At 27.7% G+C, this 25,000-nt stretch carries 22 protein-coding genes, 2 tRNA genes and 1 other RNA gene; 17 read left to right on the forward strand and 8 right to left on the reverse strand.

The annotated features are described in order from the left end of the window. Positions 1-15 precede the first annotated feature (15 nt). A complete protein-coding gene (locus tag ACTTA4_RS05165) occupies positions 16-351 on the forward strand; it encodes a diacylglycerol kinase (protein ID WP_440633810.1) in 336 nt (111 codons plus the stop codon). Between the two features lie 33 nt (positions 352-384). Here ACTTA4_RS05165 and ACTTA4_RS05170 read toward each other — a convergent pair whose 3' ends face one another. The 5 genes from ACTTA4_RS05170 to carA all read right to left on the reverse strand — a co-directional run bounded on the left by ACTTA4_RS05170 (position 385) and on the right by carA (position 5,869). Beyond that, a complete protein-coding gene (locus ACTTA4_RS05170) occupies positions 385-687 on the reverse strand; it encodes an STAS domain-containing protein (RefSeq protein WP_440633811.1) in 303 nt (100 codons plus the stop codon). Between the two features lie 99 nt (positions 688-786). Then, the gene (locus ACTTA4_RS05175) at positions 787-999 is read right to left on the reverse strand and encodes a hypothetical protein (RefSeq protein ID WP_440633812.1); all 213 of its coding nucleotides are present in this window, start codon (positions 997-999) and stop codon (positions 787-789) included. A 3-nt stretch (positions 1,000-1,002) separates the two neighbouring features. Continuing rightward, the gene (locus ACTTA4_RS05180) at positions 1,003-1,389 is read right to left on the reverse strand and encodes a hypothetical protein (RefSeq protein ID WP_440633813.1); all 387 of its coding nucleotides are present in this window, start codon (positions 1,387-1,389) and stop codon (positions 1,003-1,005) included. An 87-nt stretch (positions 1,390-1,476) separates the two neighbouring features. Then, positions 1,477-4,695, reverse strand: a complete 3,219-nt coding sequence (carB, locus tag ACTTA4_RS05185; protein ID WP_440633814.1) for a carbamoyl-phosphate synthase large subunit — start codon at positions 4,693-4,695, stop codon at positions 1,477-1,479. Continuing rightward, positions 4,673-5,869 (reverse strand): glutamine-hydrolyzing carbamoyl-phosphate synthase small subunit, encoded by a 1,197-nt coding sequence (carA, locus tag ACTTA4_RS05190; RefSeq protein ID WP_440633815.1) that lies wholly within the window; start codon positions 5,867-5,869, stop codon positions 4,673-4,675. Before carA ends, carB begins: the two co-directional genes overlap by 23 nt. A gap of 127 nt (positions 5,870-5,996) precedes the next feature. Between carA and ACTTA4_RS05195 the strand changes: the two genes are divergently transcribed. The 5 genes from ACTTA4_RS05195 (at position 5,997) to ACTTA4_RS05215 (ending at position 10,335) form a co-directional block, all read left to right on the forward strand. Next, positions 5,997-6,458: a GatB/YqeY domain-containing protein gene (locus ACTTA4_RS05195; RefSeq protein ID WP_440633816.1), complete on the forward strand. Its 462-nt coding sequence runs from the start codon at positions 5,997-5,999 to the stop codon at positions 6,456-6,458. Then, on the forward strand, positions 6,458-8,233 hold the full coding sequence (gene dnaG, locus ACTTA4_RS05200; RefSeq protein WP_440633817.1) for a DNA primase: 1,776 nt from the start codon (positions 6,458-6,460) through the stop codon (positions 8,231-8,233). Before ACTTA4_RS05195 ends, dnaG begins: the two co-directional genes overlap by 1 nt. A 65-nt stretch (positions 8,234-8,298) precedes the next feature. Beyond that, positions 8,299-10,122: an RNA polymerase sigma factor RpoD gene (rpoD, locus tag ACTTA4_RS05205; protein ID WP_440633818.1), complete on the forward strand. Its 1,824-nt coding sequence runs from the start codon at positions 8,299-8,301 to the stop codon at positions 10,120-10,122. A 3-nt stretch (positions 10,123-10,125) separates the two neighbouring features. Next, positions 10,126-10,200 (forward strand) — tRNA-Val (locus ACTTA4_RS05210). Between the two features lie 58 nt (positions 10,201-10,258). Continuing rightward, a tRNA-Ile gene (locus ACTTA4_RS05215) sits at positions 10,259-10,335 on the forward strand. A 3-nt stretch (positions 10,336-10,338) separates the two neighbouring features. Here ACTTA4_RS05215 and ACTTA4_RS05220 read toward each other — a convergent pair. Genes ACTTA4_RS05220 through ACTTA4_RS05230 form a run of 3 tightly spaced genes read right to left on the reverse strand, consistent with a single transcriptional unit; the run spans position 10,339 to position 12,219 of the window. Beyond that, entirely contained in the window at positions 10,339-10,809 is a 471-nt protein-coding gene (locus ACTTA4_RS05220) for a hypothetical protein (RefSeq protein WP_440633819.1), read from the reverse strand. Between the two features lie 5 nt (positions 10,810-10,814). Further along, positions 10,815-11,399 (reverse strand): MlaC/ttg2D family ABC transporter substrate-binding protein, encoded by a 585-nt coding sequence (locus ACTTA4_RS05225; RefSeq protein WP_440633820.1) that lies wholly within the window; start codon positions 11,397-11,399, stop codon positions 10,815-10,817. A gap of 13 nt (positions 11,400-11,412) precedes the next feature. Beyond that, on the reverse strand, positions 11,413-12,219 hold the full coding sequence (locus tag ACTTA4_RS05230; protein ID WP_440633821.1) for an MlaA family lipoprotein: 807 nt from the start codon (positions 12,217-12,219) through the stop codon (positions 11,413-11,415). 101 nt (positions 12,220-12,320) lie between these two features. Between ACTTA4_RS05230 and ACTTA4_RS05235 the strand changes: the two genes are divergently transcribed. The 11 genes from ACTTA4_RS05235 (at position 12,321) to ACTTA4_RS05285 (ending at position 24,998) form a co-directional block, all read left to right on the forward strand. Continuing rightward, on the forward strand, positions 12,321-13,052 hold the full coding sequence (locus tag ACTTA4_RS05235) for an N-acetylmuramoyl-L-alanine amidase (RefSeq protein ID WP_440633822.1): 732 nt from the start codon (positions 12,321-12,323) through the stop codon (positions 13,050-13,052). A 41-nt stretch (positions 13,053-13,093) separates the two neighbouring features. After that, an RNA gene (gene rnpB, locus ACTTA4_RS05240) (RNase P RNA component class A) lies at positions 13,094-13,450 on the forward strand. Positions 13,451-13,714: 264 nt separating this feature from the next. Beyond that, positions 13,715-14,182: a division/cell wall cluster transcriptional repressor MraZ gene (mraZ, locus tag ACTTA4_RS05245; RefSeq protein ID WP_440633823.1), complete on the forward strand. Its 468-nt coding sequence runs from the start codon at positions 13,715-13,717 to the stop codon at positions 14,180-14,182. A gap of 1 nt (position 14,183) precedes the next feature. Then, positions 14,184-15,653, forward strand: coding sequence for a cell division protein FtsZ (ftsZ, locus tag ACTTA4_RS05250; protein ID WP_440633824.1), 1,470 nt, complete (start codon positions 14,184-14,186; stop codon positions 15,651-15,653). A gap of 18 nt (positions 15,654-15,671) precedes the next feature. Continuing rightward, complete coding sequence (rsmH, locus tag ACTTA4_RS05255) at positions 15,672-16,682, forward strand: 16S rRNA (cytosine(1402)-N(4))-methyltransferase RsmH (RefSeq protein ID WP_440633825.1); 1,011 nt, start codon at positions 15,672-15,674, stop codon at positions 16,680-16,682. Continuing rightward, positions 16,679-16,987: a cell division protein FtsL gene (locus ACTTA4_RS05260; RefSeq protein ID WP_440633826.1), complete on the forward strand. Its 309-nt coding sequence runs from the start codon at positions 16,679-16,681 to the stop codon at positions 16,985-16,987. The genes rsmH and ACTTA4_RS05260 overlap by 4 nt, the downstream gene beginning before the upstream one ends. Beyond that, complete coding sequence (locus ACTTA4_RS05265; RefSeq protein WP_440633827.1) at positions 16,984-18,675, forward strand: peptidoglycan D,D-transpeptidase FtsI family protein; 1,692 nt, start codon at positions 16,984-16,986, stop codon at positions 18,673-18,675. Before ACTTA4_RS05260 ends, ACTTA4_RS05265 begins: the two co-directional genes overlap by 4 nt. Before the next feature lie 2 nt (positions 18,676-18,677). Continuing rightward, the gene (locus ACTTA4_RS05270; RefSeq protein ID WP_440633828.1) at positions 18,678-21,521 is read left to right on the forward strand and encodes a UDP-N-acetylmuramoyl-L-alanyl-D-glutamate--2,6-diaminopimelate ligase; all 2,844 of its coding nucleotides are present in this window, start codon (positions 18,678-18,680) and stop codon (positions 21,519-21,521) included. Continuing rightward, on the forward strand, positions 21,522-22,607 hold the full coding sequence (gene mraY / locus ACTTA4_RS05275; RefSeq protein WP_440633829.1) for a phospho-N-acetylmuramoyl-pentapeptide-transferase: 1,086 nt from the start codon (positions 21,522-21,524) through the stop codon (positions 22,605-22,607). After that, positions 22,607-23,890: a UDP-N-acetylmuramoyl-L-alanine--D-glutamate ligase gene (murD, locus tag ACTTA4_RS05280; protein ID WP_440633830.1), complete on the forward strand. Its 1,284-nt coding sequence runs from the start codon at positions 22,607-22,609 to the stop codon at positions 23,888-23,890. The genes mraY and murD overlap by 1 nt, the downstream gene beginning before the upstream one ends. Further along, a complete protein-coding gene (locus tag ACTTA4_RS05285; protein ID WP_440633831.1) occupies positions 23,880-24,998 on the forward strand; it encodes an FtsW/RodA/SpoVE family cell cycle protein in 1,119 nt (372 codons plus the stop codon). Before murD ends, ACTTA4_RS05285 begins: the two co-directional genes overlap by 11 nt. The last annotated feature ends 2 nt before the right edge of the window (positions 24,999-25,000 follow it).

Below are 25,000 nucleotides of genomic sequence, written 5' to 3' on the forward strand. Positions count from 1 at the left end.
AGTGTCATTTATGAAATGGTAAAAAAACTTTTCTTTAATCTTAAAAATTCAATTAATGGATTAAATGTCGCTTGTAAGGAAAATTCTTTTATTCTTGAATTAATTTTAGGGTTATTTTTAATACCATACCTTGTTTTTATAGATATTGAAATTTTATTTAAATTAATAATTTTTGTTACTTATGTAACTTTATTGGCATTAGAAATTATTAATTCTGCTATAGAGATATTATGCAATAAAATAACAAAACAATATGATGCTGATATTAAAAAAATTAAAGATTTGGGAAGTGCAGCGGTATTTATTATATTAATTACTTTACTTGCTTTAATCGTTGCAACTTTATTCTGAATCTATAGGTAAATTTTAGATATTAGTTAAAAATTAATTTTCAATATCAAAAAAACTTGTTAGTTTAGCAAGTTTTAAAACTGAAACTACAGCTTCGCTAGGTTTGACTAATTTAAATTCTTTACTTCCTTCACCAGCTCTTTGTTTGCTTTCAATCAATACTGCAATTCCTGAACTATCAATGTAATTTACAGCGCTCATATCAACTGACACAGCTTTATTATCATCTAAAGCTCCATGCACTTGTTGTCTTAAGTTTCCTGAATTTTCTAGATCTATTTCACCGCTGACTGTAATTATCAGCACGTCATTTTCAGTTTTTTCTGGATAACTCATGATTTTAATATAATCAGAGTAAACAAGTAGTCAACAAAATCATTAAACTTAAATGTTATTGCTGATGATAAATATTGAATTTAATTTAAATAATTAAGCCTAAGAGTAGCTTGCAGCAATTAATGCGATTGCAGAAACAGTCGATACAAAATAGATTAGTTTTTTCTTTTTCTTCTTTTCCCCATTAATCTTATTAATCATTTCTTCATAACTTAACTTAGCGTTATATTCATTATTCTCTAAATAAGCTTTAGGCACTACTACATCATTTATTTTTTTATTTTTTAAAATTATATGTTGAATATTATTCATAATTTAAATTTTTCTAGAAAGCTCAATTAATTCTTTGAGAATAATCTCATTATTTTCTAAATTTTTTTTTCTCCATTCTTGAGAAACATAAATTTTTGAATTGTCTCTAATTAACCAATTTAATTTGATTAATTCTGAAACTTTTCTTCTAACAGTTTCCCTTGGAAGCCCAAGACTTCTTGAAATTAAATTAATACTTGCTCCATTTGAAGTAGAACAAAACACCATATCTTCACAAATTAAGTTTTCATTTGTGAAATTTTTTAAATTAATTCTGCTTACTAATTTTAATATTTGAGGATAATAAGATCTGTCACCAAAGTCGGATATATCTTTTGTATATATTGAAGCTACTAAATCTTCGATTATTTTGTAATTTTGTAAATGCATGAGATGATCTTTTACCCAAATTGGGTTTTATTTAAAATAAAATTTATATTATTATCTAAGCTTAATATATAATTTTTCTATAGCTATTTATTGAATAGCTTGAACTTCTAGCTTTTTAGTTTTTAAAGATTTAATTGCTTCTAAACATGCTAAAGCAGTGGACATGTTTGTACAATATGGAACTTTATTTTTAAGAGTTGCTCTTCTTAATGCAATAGCATCATTTAATCTGTGTTCACTGTTTCCACCACCTGTATTAATAACAAGTGCAATTTTATTTGAATCTAATACATCTACAATGTGAGGACTACCACTGCTTACTTTGTTTATAATTTCACATTTCATACCATGTTTTTGTATATATTCTGCAGTACCTTTTGTTGCACATAATTTGAAGTTAAGCTTTATCAGTTCTTGAGCAAGATCAATACCTTCATCTTTATGAGAGTCTTTTAAAGATATAAATGCAAGACCTTCTTTTGGAAGTGAGTTGGCTGCAGCAATCTGACTTTTAGCAAAAGCCATTCCAAAATCTTTATCAAATCCCATTACTTCACCTGTAGACTTCATTTCAGGTCCTAAGAGTAAATCGCTATTTGGAAATTTATTAAAAGGAAATACAGCCTCTTTTACTGCATACATTCCTTTTGATTTATCTTTAAGATTAAATTTAGAAAGTTTTTCTCCTGCCATTATTCTTGATGCTATTTTTGCAAGTGGAACTCCTCTTGCTTTTGATACAAAAGGAACAGTTCGACTAGCACGAGGATTTACTTCAATAATGTAAATTTCATCTTTCTTGATTGCATATTGAATATTCATAAAGCCTTTAACTTTAAGTGCTAATGCAAGTTTTTTTGTTTGGTTTTCAATTTCTTTAATTAGATATGGTTTAATAGATACTGGTGGCAAACTACATGCTGAGTCCCCAGAATGAATTCCTGCCTCTTCAATATGTTGCATTATACCAGCTACATAAACATCATTACCATCAGAAATAGCATCCACATCAACTTCCATTGCGTGATCTAGAAATTTATCTATTAGAATTGGATTTTCTTCCGCAGCTTTAAATGCTTCTTCAACAAAGTTTTTTAATTGACTTTTTTCATGAACAATTTCCATTGCTCTTCCACCTAAAACATATGAAGGTCTTACCACTAGTGGTAAACCAATTTTTTCAGATATCTTAATTGCCTCTTTAAATGTTTTTGCAATTCCACTATCTGCTTGTTTTAAATTTAATTTAATTAATAAATTTCTAAATTGATCTCTATCTTCTGCTAAATCTATTGAGTTATATTGTGTCCCTAAAATTGGAAGTTTGTTATCATTTAAAAATTTAGCAAGCTTAATCGGAGTTTGTCCACCAAATTGAGCAATTACACCTATTAGATTTCCTTTTTCTTGCTCTTTTTTAATAATGTTAAATACATACTCTTCTTTCAAAGGTTCAAAATATAACCGATCACTCGTATCATAATCAGTAGATACAGTTTCAGGGTTGCAATTAACCATGATGGTTTCAAAACCTGCATCTTTTAATGAAAAACTTGCCTGACAACAGCAATAATCAAACTCAATTCCTTGGCCTATTCTATTAGGTCCACCACCTAAAATTATTATTTTCTTTTTATTTGAAGGATCTGCCTCACACTCAGTACTTATTGAAAAATTTCTTTGATAAGTTGAGTACATATAAGGCGTAAATGATTTAAATTCAGCAGCACAGGTATCAACTTTTTTATATACAGGAAGCACTTTTAGAGCGGTTCTTTTTCTTCTTACTGTATCTTCTGAGGAATTAGTAAGCTCTGCTAATTTTTTGTCTGAAAAACCAATAGATTTAATTCTATTAAATTCATTATAATCTTTTGGAAGACCTCTTTTTTTAATAACTAACTCGTTATCAACAATCTCTTTAATTTGTCCTAAGAACCAAGGATCAATTTTAGATAATCTGTAAACTCTTTTTAAATTGATTTTTTTTCTAAAGGCCTCAGCAACAAGAAGCATTTTATTTGGAATATGTTCTTTAAGTTTTTTTTCGATTTGTTTTTTATTTAGATTAAATATTTGATCTAAACCAGAAAAACCAGTTTCTAAAGACACCAATGCTTTTTGCACAGACTCCTTGAAGTTTCTTCCAATAGCCATTGCTTCTCCAACAGATTTCATTGAAGTACCTAAAGTTGCTGGCGAGGTAGAAAATTTTTCAAAAGTAAACCTTGGTATTTTAGTTACTACATAATCAATACTTGGTTCAAAAGAAGCAGGTGTTACTTTTGTAATCTCATTTTTAAGTTCGTCTAAAGTGTAGCCAACAGCAAGTTTGGCAGCAACTTTAGCGATTGGGAAACCAGTTGCTTTAGATGCAAGTGCTGATGATCTAGATACTCTTGGATTCATTTCAATAACAACCATCCGTCCATTTTTTGGATTGATAGCAAATTGAACATTGGATCCACCTGTCTCAACTCCAATTTTTCTTAAACATGCGATAGAGGCATTTCTCATAACTTGATATTCTTTATCAGTAAGAGTTAAAGCTGGAGCAACAGTTACAGAGTCTCCTGTGTGAATTCCCATTGGATCAATATTTTCTATTGAGCAAATGATGATACAGTTGTCTTTTTTATCTCTTACAACTTCCATCTCAAATTCTTTCCAACCCTCTAAACACTCTTCTACAAGAACCTGGCTAACTGGCGACTCGTGTAATCCATTTTTTATAATTTTAAGATATTCTTTTTTATTCTTTGCTATTCCACCACCTAGACCACCTAGGGTAAATGCAGGTCTTATGATTGCAGGCAAACCAATTTTATTAAGAACTTTAGAAGCTTGATTGATATTATTAACAATTTCAGATTTTGGTAAATCTAAACCAATATCAATCATATTTTTTCTAAATTTCTTTCGATCTTCAGCATTAGAAATTGCTTTAGAATTTGCACCAATAAGCTCTATTTTGTATTTTTTTAATATCCCTTTTTTCTCTGCCTCCATTGCAAGATTAAGAGCAGTTTGGCCTCCCATTGTTGGAAGAACTGCATCTGGTTTTTCTTTTATAAGAATTTTCTCTAGAACTTCTAATGTGATAGGCTCTATGTAAGTTTTATCTGCAACATCAGGATCAGTCATAATTGTTGCAGGGTTAGAATTAATTAAAACAACTTTATAACCTTCATCTTTTAAAGCTTTACAAGCTTGTGTTCCTGAATAATCAAACTCACATGCTTGGCCAATAATAATTGGACCAGCACCTACTACTAATATTTTTTTAAGATCTTTTCTTTTTGGCATTTTTTTTCATATTGTTAATAAATTCTTTAAATAAATAGACACTATCTTGTGGTCCAGGGTTAGACTCTGGGTGATATTGAACTGAAAATACTGGTTTATTTTTTAACTTAATACCCTCAATGCTATTATCAAATAATGATTTATGAGTGACTTCAATATTTTTCGGTAAAGTTTCTTTAACAACTTCAAAGCCATGGTTTTGACTAGTAATCTCTACATTGTCATGAATTAAATTTTTTACAGGATGATTTGCACCTCTATGACCTAACTTCATTTTTTTTGTTTTACCACCAAGTGCTAAAGCAAGAATCTGGTGACCCAAACAAATGCCAAATATTGGAATATTTTTTTTAATAAGGTTTTTAATTATATTTATTGCATACTTTCCTGTAGCAGCTGGATCTCCAGGACCGTTTGATAAAAATATTCCATTTGGTTTAAGACTTAAAATTTTTTCAGCAGATGTTTTGCAATGTACAACCGTCACTTTGCAATTAAAATCAGAAAAATATCTTAAAATATTTTTTTTGATTCCATAATCTATTGCAACAACATGAAATTGATTTTTTTTATTTTTTACAAATCCATCTTTCTTTTTCCAAGTTTTAAAACCTTTCCAAATATAATTTTTTGGAGTTGATACTTCTTTAGCAAGATCTAGATTTTTTAATCCACTCCATTTTAAAGTAGTATTTGTTAATTTGCTTAGATTGAATTTTTGTTTTTTTGAGAAAGCAATCGTTCCTTTTGGTGCTCCTTTGTCTCTAATAAAATTAGTTAAACTTCTAGTATCGAGACCAGTTAAACCAACAATTTTATTTTTCTTAAGCCATGCATCTAGATGCAAAAAAGCTCTATAGTTTGATGGATCAGTTATTTCTGAATTAAAAATTACTCCCTTAGTCCATATTTTATCAGACTCTACATCTTCTTTGTTAGTGCCTACATTCCCAATGTGGGGAAATGTAAAATTAATAATTTGCCCTGCATAAGAAGGATCTGAGACTATTTCCTGATAACCTGTTAAAGAAGTATTAAAGCACACTTCTCCAGTTGCCTCTCCTTCGTAGCCAATACCTATTCCTTTAAATACCTTCTTATTTTCAAGAACTAAAACGCCTGTATTAATTTGATGATTATTTTTTGAGTTTATTTTTTTTGAATTTTTGATCAATTACAACTCATGAGTTAAAGGTTAATACAATAATTGCTTTATTATCGCAACAGAGATGTATTATAAAATTGTAAAAAAACAATTTTTCTTTTGAACAATTTTTTCTTTGAAGTAGATTAAAAAAATTATGTCATTAAAGAACACTATAGAAAACGAATATAAAAATGCTCTAAAATCAAAAGATAAAAATAAAATATCAACCTACAGGTTAATTTTATCTTCTATTAAAGATTTAGACATTGCCAACCGTTCTGGTCCCAACAAAAAAGACACAGATGATGAGGATATAAAAAAGCTGCTTAAAAAAATGGTTAAACAAAGAGCCGAATCTATTGAGATTTATGAAAAAAATAACAGAACGGATTTATTAGAAGTTGAGCAGAATGAATATGAAATTTTAACTAGTTTCTTGCCTAAGCAAATGAGTGAAGAAGACACTAAAAAATTATGCGCTGAATTAATAGCCAAGTTGGGTGCTAGTTCTATTAAAGATATGGGCAAAATAATGGGTGAGTTAAAGAAATCTCATTCTGATGAAATTGATTTTTCTAAAGCTGGATCAATAATCAAGGAATTATTAAATACTTAATGAAATACCCCAAAGAGTATTTAGATGAAATTAAGACACGGTTGAAAGTATCAACGGTTGTTTCAAAAACAGTTTCATTAAAAAAAAGAGGTAAAGAATTTGTAGGACTATCTCCATTTAAAAACGAAAAAACACCTTCATTTACAGTTAATGATGAAAAAGAATTTTATCATTGTTTTGCTACCTCAGAACATGGAAATATTTTTGATTTTATTATGAAAACCCAAAATTTAAAATTTGGTGAAGCAGTTAAACATTTAGCTCAATTAGCAGGTATGCAACCATATTTGTTTTCAAAAAAAGATGAAGAAAGAGAAAAAAAGTGGAATGAATATAAATTAATCTTTAATGAATATGTTGATTTTTATCATAATGAATTAATTAAAAATGAACAATATTCAAATGCTAGAGAATATTTAAAAAATCGATCTTTAAGTAAAGAAGACGTAAAAAAATTCAAAATGGGATATGTGGAAAAAAATCCAAATATTTTTGAACAATTAAAAAATAAATATAGTGAACAAATCTTAGTTGAAACGGGATTATTTTATTTAGATGAAAAAAAGAAAATTTATGTCGAAAGATTTAGAGGAAGATTAATTTTTCCAATTAACAATATAACTGGTCAACCAATTGCTTTAGGTGGAAGAATAATAGAAAACCTAGATTATCTTGCTAAATATATTAACTCACCTGAAACTTTATTTTTTAAAAAAGGATCAAATTTATATAATCTAGATATAGCTAGAAAATTATCAAATAAATTAGATCACATTTATTTGGTTGAAGGTTATATGGATGTTGTTGGGTTAAGTAAAAATGGAATTGATAATGCTGTTGCAAATCTTGGTACTTCACTAACTGATAAACAAATTCAAATTCTTAACCAATTTTTTGATGACATCATCATTTGTTTTGATGGTGATGAAAGTGGTTATAAAGCAGCTTTAAGAGCAGCGGAAAATTCAATTAAAGAATTAAAACCTGAAAAACAAATTTCATTTTTATTTTTACCAAATAAAGAAGACCCTGACAGTTATGTGAATAAAAATGGAAAAGCTAATTTCATAGAATTTACCAAACAATCTAAATTGTCAATTCATCAATTTATTTTTAGTCACTACAAAAAACAAACTGAAAACAACCCTTCTTCTATGGCTATTTTCGAAAAAAGATTAAGAGATGTAGCAAATACTATTAAGGATGATTATATAAAAAAATATGTATTAGAATATTTTTTAGAGAAAATTGCAGAATTAACACCTCATTCAAATCAAAAAAATAAAAAAAATTACAAAAAACCAACTAAATCTTTAGATGCTACAAAGAAGTATTATAACGAAAGCCAATCTTTATCTGGAGTTGAGCTTAAAGAATTTTCCTTAATTTACTTGGTAATTAATAATTTGAATTTAATGCAATCAAATATTCATTTAATTGAAAATATTAAATTATTTACTGAATTTAATAAAAAAATCTTTAAAGAAATAATTGAAGTTTTAAAATCTAAAAATCAAATAGCTGTTCAGGACTTAAATTTGGATGGTCAGATAATTGAAAAAATAAACAAATTTGCACCGATAAAATATATTTTAAAAAATAATTCTGAAGATGAAAATAAAATTATTGAATTACTTGAAGATATTTCACGAGATTTAATGAATTATGATCTTGAGTTTAGAATTCAAGAATTAGAATCGAAGTTCTCAGTAGATATGAGCGAGAGCACATTTAATGAGCTAAAAGAGCTCAAAAAAAAGCAGAATCTTAATTAATCTGGACAAATTTGTAATGGATTTTTACAGATTTGACATTATATAAGACTTTCAACTTTATCGCTGTGGAAAGAATTATTACAAAATCATTTGCTAGATTAATGGGTCGTGGAACCCATAGAGGCTTTATAACTTACGAAGAATTAAGCAAATCTTTAGGTAAAAGAAATTTATCAGACGAAAATCTTGCTCAAGCTTTTATCCATATCTTAGATGAAAATATTTCATTAGTTGAAAAAAAATCAGATTTTAAAGTACTAAGAAAAAAAGAAAATTCAAATAAGGAAGAAGGCAAAACAATCGAGAAAAGTGACGACCCTATCAGAATGTATCTTCGAGAAATGGGAGGTGTTGAGTTACTTTCAAGAGAAGGTGAAATTGCAATTGCAAAAAGAATAGAGGCTGGAAAAGATGTAATGTTAATTGCATTATCACAAAGTCCGATAACAGCACAACAATTTTTTGAGTGGAATGAAAAACTTCAAAAAGATGAAATATTAGTTAGAGAAATTATAGATATCGATACAAACTATATGGAAGATGAGTCAACAGGACCAAGCGCTAAACAAAAAAATGCTGGTGAAACAGATAAAGAAGACGGTTCTTCAGATGAAGATGACGATTTCAATCCTACTCTTGCAGCAATGGAGACAGAAATTAAACCTAAAGTACTAAAAACAGTAAATACATTAACTAAAGAATATACAAAACTAATTAAGTATCAGAAAGAAAAGTTAGATTGTGTTTTAAACTCTCAAAACTTTACACCTGCAAAGGAAAAAGGCTACGAAAAAATTGTAAATGATATTTTAGAAAATATTAAATCACTTCAGCTTTCTCCGTCTGTTTTAGAAGAACTCGTTCAAAAACATTATGTTGAGAATAAAAAAATTATTTCTTTAGAAGGAAATCTTTTAAGACTTGCAATGGATCAAAAAATACCAAGAAATGAATTTATTAAATTTTATGTTGGCAATGAAATAAATCCAAATCTTAAAAAATTTTTAGATACAAATTTAGTTTGGAAGCAATTTTTTGCAAAAAATAAAGACGAATTTAAAAATATCAGAGAAAGACTTATTGAAATTAGTCACAAACTTGGAATTTCAGTGACCGATTTTAAAAAATTAGTAAGTAGAATTCAAAAAGGTGAAAAAGAATCTAGAATAGCAAAAAAAGAAATGGTTGAAGCTAATCTTAGATTGGTAATTTCAATAGCAAAAAAATATACAAATAGAGGATTACAATTTTTAGATTTGATTCAAGAGGGTAATATTGGATTAATGAAAGCAGTTGATAAATTTGAGTATAGAAGAGGGTATAAATTTTCTACATATGCAACTTGGTGGATCAGACAAGCAATTACTAGATCAATTGCAGACCAAGCAAGAACAATCCGTATACCTGTTCATATGATTGAAACTATAAATAAAATTGTAAGAACTCAGAGATTAATACTTAGTGAGTTTGGAAGAGAAGCAACTCCAGAAGAGTTGGCACAAAAATTAAGAATGCCGTTAGACAAAGTTAGAAAAGTATTAAAAATTTCTAAAGAACCAGTTTCTCTTGAGAAACCAGTTGGTGACGAAGAAGATAGTAGTTTAGGAGACTTTATCGAAGATACAAAAGCTTTAGCTCCATTAGAGCAAGCAATTAAATCTAACCTTGGAGAGGCAACTACAAAAATTTTATCTACCTTAACTCCAAGAGAGGAAAGAGTATTAAGAATGAGATTTGGTGTAGGTATGAATACCGATCATACTTTAGAGGAAGTAGGTTTGCAGTTTTCTGTAACAAGAGAAAGAATTAGGCAGATCGAGGCAAAGGCTCTTAGAAAATTAAAGCACCCAAGTAGATCTAAACAACTAAAAAGTTTCTTAGAAAGTTAGATTGGGCCGTTAGCTCAATAGTAGAGTACTGCATTGACATTGCAGGGGTAGTTGGAGCGTAACCAACACGGCCCACCATTATTGAGTTATCTTTAATTGATAACTTGATAAAAATGATATAACTAACAAATGTTTTGGGCCTGTAGCTCAGTTGGTTAGAGCAGTACACTCATAATGTATTGGTCCCAGGTTCGAGTCCTGGCGGGCCCACCAAATTTATTTTTTTGATATTCCAGCAAGTTTTTGCAAAAGATATATTTCTTTTTCAGTTAAGCCCTTTTTATTTAATTCAGCAATAATTTCTTTTTTAAGATTTTTTGAAGCTAAAAATGAAATAATTCCAATTGAAGATGTAAGTAATGTAATCAAGAAATTTGAAAAAGTGATGAATATTGAAAAAAAAGAGACTGTAAACCAAAAGAATATTAGACCTATAACAATAATTTTTTGACTTTTTAAATCTTTTATTTTTAAAAAAAAAAGAAACATGGAAGTTATAAGCATTAAAATTCCTGAAATTATAAACCACAAAATAATTGAAATATTAGAGGTGCTACCACCTACAAAAGTATCTTCTAATGCTTCATTAACAAAGTATAAAATTATACCTTTATACAAAGCATAAATTAAAAAAGCCGAAGAGGTTAACGCTGAAATTAATAATATTGATTTGGTTGTAATTTTCAAACCAATTAACTATTTGAAAACTCTTTTAGTTTTAAAATTAATGCATTGATATCACCATCCGCACTCAGGATAATAGAGTTGAATTCTTCTTTTTGGGTTCTAGCCAAACTCAGACCTTCAATAATTAGATCTCTAATTAAAGGTTGATCTTTGTTTTTAGTGTACACTCTCCAATCTATTTTAACAGCAGGTCTTTTATCTGTAGCAGCGAGTGTACTTGAAACTATTGTATAGTTTTCATTAATTTTATTTTTTGAATCAACATTTATTATTGGATTAGAATATTCAGCCAATCTACTTGAAAAACTTTGTAAAAAATATTCTCTAAATGCTATTTCATACTCAATTTTTTGATCATCAGATGCGTTTTTTCTGTGTGACCCTAATGAATAAAAACCTATACCTCTAATATCAACAGTCTCTAATGCAATTTTTTTTAATTCATCCATTCTTTCTTCTTTTGTTAGGCCACCACCAAGAGTTTCAGCAGCTCTATTTACCGTCGACTGCACAAAAACATCTGCCTCCATAGATAAAGAGTTTGTAATATTAAAGTTTAATAACAATAATAAGATAATTATTTTCTTCATATTTTTAGATTAGTTATTTATTTGTTTCAATTTCTTCCCAGTCATCATCATCTTCATATATGACTTCTACGTTTCCTCGTTGAACGTTGTTAATTTTATTTTCCCTATCCTGTAAGTATAAACTTCTGACAGATGCATAAAAATCTATAGAATTTTTTTCAAGGTTTTCAAAAGATTCAATATTGTTTGCTCTAAATTCAATTCCAGTGATTGCTTTTGAAGCAATATAAGCTCCCTCACTTAAAAACTCATTGTTTCCATGTACTGAGGCATTGTACCAAGGATCTCCACCCATTATATTTGCAAAAGATCCTGTCGTGTCTCTAACAGTAGAGGGACCCAGAACTGGAAGCACTAAATAACAACCTGGGCCGAAGCCCCATTTACCAAGAGTTTGCCCATAATCCTCTTTTTCATATTTAGGAAAACCCATCTTGTTTGCTACATCGATGGTTCCTAATAATCCAACAGTTGTATTAACTGCTAATCGAGCGGTATTTATAATCGCAGTTTTAATATCACCTTGCAAAACATTATTCGGTATAGTTACTAAGTTAGATAAATTTTTTACAGCGTTGCTAGTTCCTTTTTGAACTTTATCTGGCAATTTTCTATACCCTTTGGCTATCGGTTTAATTACTGCCTTATCAAGACCTTGGTTAAATGAAAATGTTGCTCTATTAAGCTTCTCAAAACAATCTTTTGTATCTTGAGTTTCAGATTTATTGTTATTTAAAGTTAGCTCACCATCAGAACCTGCATTAGCATTAAATGCAATTAAGAATAGAGAAAATAGTATGATGTTCAGTTTTTTTAACATGCGAATTTATATTATATAAAATTTAATATTAAAGTAGAATTAAATTTCAAAAGTGACGATAAATTGTTAATAAATAGCCTAAATTTGTACCCAAATTGAGTATGAAAATAATACTAAATTATTCTCCAAATTTTGATCCTAAAAGAAGAAAAATAAGTGAGATAAAATTCATAGTTTTTCACTACACTGGAATGAAATCTGAAAAAAAAGCAATAGACAAATTATTAGATCAAAACTCTAAAGTTAGTTGTCATTATTTAATTAAAAATAATGGAGATATTATAAAAATGGTACCTGAAAATTATCAGGCTTGGCATGCAGGAATCTCTAGTTGGAAAAAATATAAATCTTTAAACAAAAATTCTATTGGAATAGAAATAACCAATCCTGGTCATGAATTTAAATACAAAGAATTTTCAAAAAAACAAATTTCCTCATTAATAAAGCTGACAAAGTATTTAGTTAAAAAGTATAAAATTAATTCAAAATCAATATTAGGTCATTCAGATATAGCACCTGAGAGAAAGACGGACCCTGGTGAGAAATTTCCATGGGAATTTTTATCAAAAAATAAAATTGGAATTTGGCATGATTTGAAACAAAACAACATAAAAAAAGAAAGAGGATTAAATATTTCAAATCCATTGAAATCAAAATTTACAAACAATCTTTTCAAAATTGGTTATCCCAGAAGTTTAAAAATAAATGAAAATAAATATAATAAAATTATCACATTTGCATTTCAGAGGAGATTTAGACAAGAACTAGTAAATGGCAAAATTGATAAAGAATGTTTATTAATAAGCGAAAACTTAATAAAAAAGCTTAATTAATTTATCTTGTAATTTTAAAGTTTAATAATAAGTTTATGAGGCCAGATAAATGACTTATCGCTTTAAATTTTTTTAAAGAGGAAAGTCCGGGCTCTACAAGGACACAGTGCCAGGTAATGCCTGGCGGGGGAAACCCTAGGGAGAGTGCCACAGAAAATAAACCGCCATAACATGGCAAGGGTGAAAAGGTGTGGTAAGAGCACACCGGTTCTATTGGTAACAATGAACGCTGGAAAACCCCACTGGGAGCAAGACTAAGTAGAGATGACATTGTTGCAAAACTAAAAGCCGTCCTTGGCTAGTCATCAGGGTTAGTTGCTTGAGCTTAAGAGTGATCTTAAGCCTAGACAAATGATAGGTTTAAATGACAGAACCCGGCTTATAGTTTATCTGGCACTTCACAGTTTAAAAAACGAAAAAATAAAATATCAATAGAATTATCTTTATAGCTATAGGCATAAATGTAAATTGAGCTTGAATAAGCATCCTTATTATCTCAGCAAACAAATAAATGATAGGGCTCGTCAATTTCAAACCATTATTTTAAATTTTTCCTGAAAAAATGACTTTAATTGAGCACAGAATCAATATTTGACTATCATTTTAAATACCCATATATTCCCATATATTCCCATTTATGGAATTTATAAAATTAAAAATATATGTTTTTATCTACTTACGAGAACAAATTAGACAAAAAGGGGAGAGTATCTGTGCCTGCTAGCTTCAGATCTCACTTGTCCAATTTAGGTTATAATGGAGTAATTTGCTATCCATCTTTCAACAATTCCTCTATAGAAGCATGTTCTCAAGACAGAATTGAAAAAATTTCCTCTGCGATAGACTCTTTAAATCCTTTTGAGGAAAAAAGAGATTATTTTGCAACATCAATATTAGCCGAAAGCACTAATTTACAGTTTGATAGTGAAGGTAGAATTTCTCTTTCATCAAAATTATTAAAACATGCAAAAATAAAAAATAGCATGTTGTTTGTTGGTCAAGGTCAAACCTTTCAAATTTGGGAACCAACAGCTTTTGAAAAATTTAAGACATCAGCAAGAAAAAAAGCAAATTTAAATCGAGCAAGTCTTAAATGGGAAAAACATTTAAACAACAACGAGGGGAAATAAGATGACAATTAACTTTAAAGCACCAGAGATAAAAGAACTTCAGCCACGACTTTTAGTTTTAGGAGTAGGTGGAGCTGGAGGAAACGCAATAAATGAAATGATTGATAATAAACTTCAGGGAGTAGAGTTTATTGCTGTAAATACAGATGCTCAAGATTTAAAGTTAAGTAAAGCAAAAACTAGAATTCAAATTGGTTTAAATTTAACTAAGGGTTTAGGTGCAGGTGCAAAATTAGATATAGGACAAGCGGCTGCTGATGAATCTCTAAATGAAATTGTAAATACACTTCAAGGTGCAAATATGGTTTTTATTGCAGCTGGTATGGGTGGTGGAACGGGCACTGGTGCTGCTCATGTCATCGCTAGAGCTGCTAAAGAATTAAATATATTAACTGTAGGTGTTGTGACTCTTCCATTTTTATATGAAGGCCCCTCTAGAATGCGAAGAGCACAACAAGGATTGGAAGAATTAAGAAAACATGTGGATACTATTATAGTAATTCCAAACCAAAACCTATTTAAAATTGCAAATGAACAAACAACTTTTGAAGAGTCTTTTAATCTTTCAAATAATGTTTTGATGCATGGAGTTCAGAGTATTACAGATTTAATGGTAAGACCTGGATTAATTAATTTAGATTTTGCAGATGTTGAAACTGTAATGGCTTCAATGGGCAAAGCAATGATGGGAACCGGAGAAGCTGAAGGTGAGGGTAGGGCACTTAAAGCTGCAGAGATGGCGATTAGCAACCCATTAATTGACGATTACACTTTGAAGGGTGCTAAAGGGTTACTAGTAAATATTACTGGTGGTAAAGACTTAAAACTTTTTGAAGTTGACGAAGCAGTTAACAAAGTAAGAGCAGAGGTTGATCCAGAAGCTGAGTTAATTATTGGAGCAATAACTGATGCTGACTTAGACGGAAAAATGAGAGTTTCAATTGTTGCAACTTCATTAGATGGACAACAACCTGAATCTAAATCAGTGGTAAATATGGTGCATAGAATACAAAATCGTAATCCAGGTTATTCTGATTTTTCAAATATGGGGTCTCCAGCATTTAATTTTTCAAACACATCAAGCCCAATTACTCATGGTGCTAACGCTCTTAAGGTTGAGAATGAGATAGTTCAAGAACAAGTAAGTATTGAAAACAATATGATGAACGAAAACTTCGCTTCAGAAAACAGTGCAATAACAGAAAACATTGTCGAAGACAGCACTGTAAATGAAATGGAAAAATCATTTACTCAAGAAGCAGTAGAAACATTTGAAGAAAAAAATCATGATGAAAATGTTCAAGAAGAACCATCAAATGATCTCAAGGAGTTTGGCGTAGATTCAGATTCACCAGATTTATTTAGTTCAGAAAGTGAAAACTCTTCGCCATCAGATTTGTTGAATTCTGAAGATCAAGAAGATGAAGATGATCTTGAAATTCCTGCTTTCCTAAGAAGACAAAAAAATTAATGGTCTTCAAAGAAATAAATGGAAGCCACCATAGTACCGGATGTACAAAAACATTATCCAGTACTGCTAGAAGAAATTATTAGCGTTATCACCCCTCAACATGGTGGCACATTTATAGACTGTACATTTGGTCAAGGTGGATATTCAAAAAAAATATTAGAGTTTGAAAACACAAACGTTATAGGACTTGATAGGGATATTGAAAGTCAAAAAGTTGCAAATTCAATTTTAGAAAATTTTGAAGATAGATTCATTTTCAAAAATTTAAAATTTAGTCAATTAACAAATTTAAAAATTAAAAATGAAAATATCAAAGGCGTTATTTTTGATCTAGGATATTCATTAACACAAATGAAAGATCCAAAAAAAGGATTATCATTCAACTCAATGACAGATTTAAATATGCAATTGGGTTTAAATAAGTATTCAGCTGCTGATGCTATAAATAAACTTGATGCAAAAGAGTTGGAAAAAATTTTTAAATACTTTGGAGATGAAAAAGATGCAAAATATATTTCTAAAAATATTGTAAAAGAAAGATTAAATAAGAAAATTGATACACAGGGTTTAATTAAAATTGTTGATAAATCAAAAATAAGAAAAAATTTTAAAGTACATAATTCAACTAAAGTTTTTCAAGCACTTAGAATTTTTGTAAATAAAGAAATTAGTGAATTAATTTATGGACTGATAAATGCTACAAAAGTACTAAAAAAGGGAGGTGTTTTAGCAGTTGTTACGTTTCACTCTTTGGAAGATAAAATTGTAAAATATTTTTTAAAAAGCCTTTCTCAAAATAAAAGTATTTCAAGATACACACCTCAAACTGAACAAAAAGAAACTCTTTTTAATTTAAGTCAAAAAAAACCAATTGTTCCATCTGATCTTGAGATAAAAGAAAATCCACCTTCTAGATCTGCAAAATTAAGATATGCAATTAAGAAAAGTGATTTCTTTAATTTTGACACAGATATAGAGGAAAAATTTAAATATTTCTTAGAAATTGAAAAGTTTGGAGATAAACTTTGAAAAAATTATTACTCGCATTAACAATTATAATTTTAGTTTTAACTACAGCAATTATCAAAAATACTACAAAAAAAATAGAAGATAAAATATTTGCTTACAAAGAAAGCGCAAGACTTTTAAAGTCAGAATTAGAAAATATTCAGTTGGAATATGATTATCTAAGTTCTGCTGAAAAATTATTGGAATATCAATCTTTATATTTTGAAGATCAATTAGTTCAAAAAAAAATAGAAGATATTAAAATTTATAATATTTCAGAAAATATAAATAAATTAGAGGATTATAAAATAACTAAGGAAAAATGAGCAATTTCAAAGAAAGATTAACAATTGAAGATCACAAAACTGATTTTGTTTATAAAAAAAACAATACTGGATTAAATATTCAATTCAATCGAGTTGCATTTATATTTTTTGTCTTTTTTATTATTTATTCAATATACATAATACATTTAATTCATTTAGGCTCTCGAGAGGCAAAAATTGAAAATACAAGCATTACACTTCCTTTAAGTAATGATCTTTATAGAGCAGATATTTTAGATATTAATGGAAATTATTTAGCAAAAACGGTTAAATCAATCGATATTGGTCTTAAAACTTCAGACATAATTAGTAAAGAAAAATTACTGTTAAGTCTAAAGATTATTTTCCCAGACAAAGATTTTAATGAAATTGAAAAAAAAATAGAAAACAAAAAGTTTTTTTATTTAGAGAAAAAAATTTCAGAAGAAAAATATGAGCAAATTATGAAGTTGGGAGATAAATCTCTTATCCCTGAAGAAAAAGTGCTTAGAATGTATCCACAGAAAAATCTTTTTAGTCATATTTTAGGACAAATAGATAATGACAATAATGGTATTTCAGGATTAGAAAAGTCGTTAAATGAAAATCTTACATCATCTAGAGACCCTATTAAATTAACTGTTGATAAAGATATTCAATTTTTAATTAGAAAAGAATTATTAAAATATCAGGAAATTTTTAAAAGCAAGGGAAGTGCAGCAATTTTAATGGATGTTAATAATGGCAACATACTCTCTTTAGTTTCATTACCTGATTTTAATCCAAATGAGAGAAAAAATATATCGGATGTCAATTATATTAATAGAGTAACAAAAGGAACTTATGAACTTGGTTCGGTCTTTAAAGTTTTTACTTTTGCAAGCGCTTTAAATGAAAAATTAATTGAACCAGATACTAAATTTTTAGATTTACCAAAATCAATTAAGTGTGACAGATACAGAATTGGAGAATATGATAATGAAATTCCTTCAGATTTAACTGCTGAGCAAATCTTAGTTAGATCTGGAAACATAGGATCTGTAAGAATTGCACAAATGGTTGGTCCAGAAAAATTCAAATCTTTTTTGAAAAATATTGGAATATTAACTCAGATTAATTTTGACATTGAAGAAGTGGCACCTCAAATTGATTATGATTTTGGAAAATGTAGATTAGCAACAGCCTCTTTTGGTCATGGAGTGACCACAACCATTCTTCAACTAGCAAAAGGATATGCTATTCTAGCTAATGGTGGCTACGATGTAAATCCAACATTGGTTTTTAAAGAAAATAATAAAAAAAATAACAACAAAAGAATAATTAATAAAGGAATTTCAGAACAAGTTGTTAATGCTTTAAGAAAAATTGTTAACACAGAGGAAGGCACTGCTAGATTTGCAGATGTTAAAAATTATGAAATTGGAGGCAAAACAGGCACAGCAGACCAACCAGAAGGAGGAAAATATTCAGAGGCAAAAATAAATACTTTTAGTTCGGTATTTCCAACTTCAAATCCACAATTTGTATTTGTTGTAATGCTAGATACACCCAAAAAATCAAAAGATTACTATTATAAGTATAGGCATAGAAAAGGTGGATGGAAGGGAACACTTTATAATACAGCTGGGTGGACATCAGTAGAGGTAGCAGGCAAAGTAATTGATAAAATTGGGCCTATTTTAGCCACAAAATATATACAGGTTGACTAATAATGTTACTTGGAAATTATTTTGATGGTATCCACAAAAATTATAAAAAATTATTTTTTTCAGGTATCTCTTTTAATACTAGATCGTTAAAAAAAAATAATATTTTCTTTGCAATTAAGGGAAACAGTACAGATGGAAATAAATTTATTTCTAAAGCTATAGAAAAAGGCTCTAAAATAATTGTAACAGAACAAAAAATAAAAAATTTTCGTAATGGAATTTTGATTATAAGAACAAAAAATATAAGAAAATTATTAGCAGAAGTCGCATTTAAAATTTACAATAAAATCCCAAAAAATTTAGTAGCCGTTACTGGAACTAATGGAAAATCTTCAGTTGCTGAATTTTATCTTCAAATAATGAAATTAAATAAAAAAAAAGTTGCTTCAATTGGCACACTAGGGGTTAAATCAAAGAATATTAATTTAAATTTATTTAATACAACTACTGATCCAATTAAATTAGGACAGATCTTACAAAAATTAAAAAAAGAAAAAGTTGAACATGTTATCATGGAAGCTTCCAGCCATGGATTAAAACAAAATAGATTAGATGGGTTAAAGTTTAAATCAGGAATTTTTACAAATTTATCACAAGATCATCTTGATTATCATAAAAATTTAAAAAATTATTTAAAAGCAAAACTTTATTTGTTTAAGAATCTAATAGAAAAAAAGGGAAATATAATTACAGATAAAAATATACCTCAATATAAAACAATCAAGAAAATCTCTTTAAAGAAAAAATTAAAATTATCAGCAATAAATGAAAAGAAAAATAATTTTGAAATATTATCTCATAGATATGATAATGAAAATCAAAGAATCAAATTTAAACATAAAAATTTAATTAAGGAAATTAATTTAAATTTAATAGGTAAAATTCAAATAAAGAATATTTTGATGGCTGCAATGGCAGCAAAAAAAAGTAATTTAAATTTTGAAAATATTTTAGAAGTCTTACCAAAATTAAAACCAGTTGAAGGTAGGTTAGAAAAAATTGGTAAAATTAAAAATAATTCAGTTGTTATTCTTGATTATGCACATACGCCTGATGCTTTAAAAGTTTGTCTCTTAAATATTAAGGAGCAATTTCCCGATAAAAAGTTAAACCTTTTATTTGGCTGTGGGGGTAATAGAGACCAAAACAAAAGAATGAAAATGGGTAAAATAGCAAGTATTTATTCAGATAATATCTATCTGACTGATGATAACCCTCGTTATGAAAACCCAGTAAATATAAGAAAAGATATTAAAAAGGGCATCAATGCTAAGAAAATTATAGAAATTTCTAATAGAGCAATGGCAATATCTAAGGCTATTAAAAATTTAAAAAGTGGGGATATTTTATTAGTTGCAGGAAAAGGGCACGAAAACACACAGGAAATTGGCAAAAAGAAAATCAAATTTTCCGATAGAATAAAAATTCTAAAAGAAATCGATAAAAAAAACAAAAATTTATCCAATCAATTAAAAATAAATATAATAAAAGAACTTTCTAACACTCAAAAATTACCAAAGTCTATTTCTATAAATAACGTGAGTATTAATTCTAATGAAGTAAGAAAAAATGATGTTTTTTTTGCTATTAAAGGAAAAGTAAATGATGGAAATAAATTTGTTTCACAATCATTTAAGAAAAAAGCATCATTAGCAATTGTAAATAAGATTCAAAATAATCTTAATATTAAACGGCAGATAAAAGTTAAAAACACCTTAAAATTTTTAACAAATGTTTCAAACGTATACAGAAAAAATATAAGCACTAATATTATAGCTATAACAGGTAGTTGTGGGAAGACTACACTCAAAGAATTATTAGGAAGTGTTTTGGGAAAAATTTCAATTACAAGTATATCACCGAAGTCTTATAACAATAAATTTGGGGTTCCTTTAAGTCTTCTTAATATTAAAGAAAATGATCAATATGGAGTTTTAGAAGTAGGAATGGATAAAAAGGGTGAAATTGATTATCTAACAAAAATAATTCAGCCAAATATTGGAGTTATTACAAATATAAATTATGCCCATGCAAAAAATTTTAAAAATATAAAACAAATTGCTTTAGCAAAATCAGAGATTATAAATAATATCAAATCAAATGGTTCTATCATCTTAAATGCAGATGATAAATTTTTTAAGCTTCATGAAGAAATTGCCAAAAAGAGAAATCTTAAATTAATTTCATTTGGTATTAAAAGTAATAGAGCAGATGTTAAGTTAATAGATATTATATCGTTTAGAAAAAATTTTAAAATTAAAATTAGAATTATGAATAAAATTAAATATTTTATAATCTCTAACGACTATCAAAACAATATTTATAATATTTTATCTGCATTAGCTGTTATTAGTGTGAATTTAAATATATTTAATTTAAATAAAAACATTTTTTTAAATTTTAAAATTCCTAATGGAAGAGGGGACCATTCAACAATAAAAATATATAATAAAAAAATAAATTTAATTGATCAAAGTTATAACTCAAACCCACTATCATTAAGTTCTGCTATTAAAAATTTTGATAAAATAAAGTCAAATAGGTCTAAAAAATATTTGCTGCTTGGCGACATGTTGGAGCTTGGTAGTTATTCTAAAAAACTTCATGAATCTATTGCTCCATTAATAAATCAAACCAAAATTGATAAGGTTTTTGTAAATGGAAAAATGGCTTCTTTGATATATAAAAAAATATCTAATAGTAAAAAAGGTAAAATATTACGTAACAAATCTGAGATAGATGATTTGATTAGAAATGACATTAAAAACAATGATTATTTAATGATTAAAGCCTCACTTGCGACAGGTTTCAATAAGATAGTTAATGAAATAAAAGGTTTAAATTAAATGCTATACCAGTTTCTATTAAATTTTGTTGATAATTTTGGCTTTTTAAACGTCTTTAAATATTTAACTTTTAGAACAGGTTTATCTTTTTTTACTTCATTAGTAATAGTTTTGTTTATTGGAGGTCCTTTTATAAAATTTTTTTCAAATCAAAAAATTTTTAATCCAATTAGAGATGATGGACCTGAAGATCACATAGTAAAAAAAATTGGAACTCCAACAATGGGTGGAATTATTATTTTACTTGGACTAATTATTTCAGTTATTTTATGGGCAGATTTATCAAATAATAATATTTTATTTTGTTTATACATTGCTCTTTCATTTGGATTACTTGGTGCATTTGATGATTATAAAAAAATTAAGCAAAGTAATTCCTCTGGAATTTCATCAAAGTTTAAAATAACTGTACAAATTATTTTAGCTTTACTAGGTGTAGGTCTGTTTGTTTATTTGAATGATTATCAAGATTTAAATAATTTATATTTTCCTTTTTTTAAAAATTTAATAATTAATCTTGGATGGTTTTTTATTCCTTTTGCTGTATTTGTAATAATAGGTTCCTCTAATGCTGTAAATCTAACAGATGGTCTAGATGGTTTGGCAACAGTACCAGTAATATTGGTAGCAGCTTGTTTTGCATTTATAAGCTATGTAACTGGAAATATTGTTTTTTCAAATTATTTACAAATCCCTTATATTGAAGGAACAGGTGAAGTTGCAATTTTTTGTGGTGCGATTATTGGGGCTTGCTTGGGTTTTTTATGGTTTAATGCTCCTCCAGCTAAAATTTTTATGGGAGACACAGGCTCTTTATCTTTAGGTGGTTCACTAGGAGCTGTAGGTATAATAACAAAACACGAGATTGTTCTAGCAATAACGGGAGGTCTTTTCGTTTTAGAAGCAGTCTCTGTGATGGTTCAGGTAATTTCATTTAAACTTACAGGAAAAAGAATTTTTAGAATGGCTCCCATACATCATCATTTTGAGAAAAAAGGTTGGCCAGAGTCCACTGTAGTTATTAGATTTTGGATTATCTCAATAATTTTAGCAATGATAGGACTTGCTACGTTAAAATTAAGATAATGAAAAATAAAAAAAATATTTTTTTAAGAAAAAAAATATTAATATATGGACTAGGCAAAAGTGGAATATCTTCATATAAATTTTTAAAAAAAAAGGCAGATGTTTATCTTTTTGATGATAATCCAAAAATAAATAAAAAAATATTAAGTTTAAGTGAATTTTCAAAAATAAGTTTTGATGTAATAATTATTAGTCCAGGAATAGATATTTCAAAATGTAAATTATCGACATTCTTGAAAAAAAATTCACGAAAAATTTATACAGATCTTGATGTTTTGTACTCTTTTTATGATAATTTGAGCATAACAATCACAGGTACTAATGGAAAATCAACTACAGCAAAAATACTTCAAAATGCTTTGGTTGATCAAAAAAAAGATGCTCGATTAATTGGGAATATAGGAAACCCAGCACTTGCAGAGAAAAAAATAACAAAAAAAACGATTTTTGTGATCGAAGCCTCCTCGTATCAGCTAGATTATTCAAAGATTTTCAGTTCAAAATATAGCTTAATTTTAAACATTTCAGCAGATCATATTGAGAGACACAAGAACCTGAAAAATTATGTCAATGCAAAATTTAAATTAATCGAGTCACAAGTTAAGGGAAATTTTGCGTACGTTAAAAAAAATGATTCATTAATTTCAAAAAAAATTAAAAAAAATAAATTTAAGTCAAAAATTTATAAAGTTGATATCTCAAATTTGAAAAATATAATTGATAAGATTAGTAATAAATACTTTGCTTCTGACGGCAATAGAGAAAATCTTTCATTTATTTTTGAAATTGCACCTAAATTGAAACTTTCAAAAAATAGATTAATCCAAACAATAAATAATTTTAAAGGTCTTAATTATAGACAACAAATTATTTTTGATAAAAAAAATTTAACAATAATTAACGATTCTAAATCAACAAGCTTCGCTTCTTCAGAAAATATATTAAATAATTTGAATGATGTTTATTGGATTTTGGGAGGAATACCAAAAAAAAATGATAAGTTCAAATTATCTAAAATAAAATGTAAAAATATAAAAGCGTTCATTTTTGGTTCATATCGAAATAAGTTTCATAAAGTTTTGAGAAATAAATTAAAGGTAAAAAAATATAAAACTTTAAATGAAACCTTACGTTCAATTTTACTAGAGATAAAAGATCAAGAAATTAAAAAAAATATAATTTTTTTTAGTCCTGCTGGTGCATCATTTGATAGTTTTAAAAATTTTGAAGATAGAGGAGATTACTTTAATAAAATAGTTAAAAAAATGATATATGCAAAGTAATAGCATAATTTATAAATTTTATTACCAGTGGTGGAAAAATATAGACAAACCTATATTATTTTTAGTTAGCTTTTTATTCACTATTGGACTTTTTTTCTCTTTAGTGTCAACATCACTCATAGCTTCAGACAAATTAGATACCAACAATTATTTCTTTTTTTTTAAACATTTAATCTATGTAATTATCGGAGTAATTTTAATTTTTATTTTTTCATCTTTAAATCAAGATAAATTGTATAAATTTTCAATAATTCTCTTTTTTATTTCATTACTTTCTTTGTTTTTAGTACCTATAATTGGCATAGAAGTTAAGGGGTCAAGGAGATGGATCGATTTATTTTTTTTACCAAGATTTCAACCCATAGAAATAGTTAAACCTTTTTTGATTGTAATTTTTGCAATTATTTTATGTAAAAATGAAACCAATATTTTATTCAAATATTTAGCATCAACAATTTTAATGACTTTAGTTTCTTTGCTACTGATCATTCAGCCAGATATTGGCCAAACATTATTAGTAGTATTTTTATGGGCTGTTTTGATATTTTGCTCAGGTATTAATTTATATTTTTTGCTCGCAATCTCTTCTACTGGATTAATTTTGTTATCTTATATGATTATTTACATACCAAAATTTAGTTATATTAAAGCTAGAATTTTTTCATTTTTTGATAAAGAAACAGGCACTCATAATTTTCAATCAGATAAAGCAATAGAGTCAATAACAAGCGGTGGTTTTTTTGGAAAAGGGATTGGAGAAGGAACACTTAAAAATAGAGTACCAGAAGCGCATACTGATTATATTATTTCAGTAATTTCTGAAGAGTTTGGTGTGATTGCCATAATTTTAATCTTAATTTTGTTTTTAGTCTTAATTTATATGGTTTTTAGAAAAATAAGTTTTGAAACTGAGGAGCAAAATAAACTTATTCTAATCGGATCAGTAAGTTTAATTCTTATGCAGGCCACAATTCATATTGGAGTTAATATAAGATTATTTCCAACAACTGGAATGACATTACCTTTTTTGAGTTATGGTGGCTCTTCAATTGTAAGTACCTCAATATTGACAGGTATAATTTTAAATTTAACAAAAAGAAAAATATAATA

Source organism: Candidatus Pelagibacter sp. HIMB1485, assembly GCF_052048055.1.
Classification (GTDB): domain Bacteria; phylum Pseudomonadota; class Alphaproteobacteria; order Pelagibacterales; family Pelagibacteraceae; genus Pelagibacter.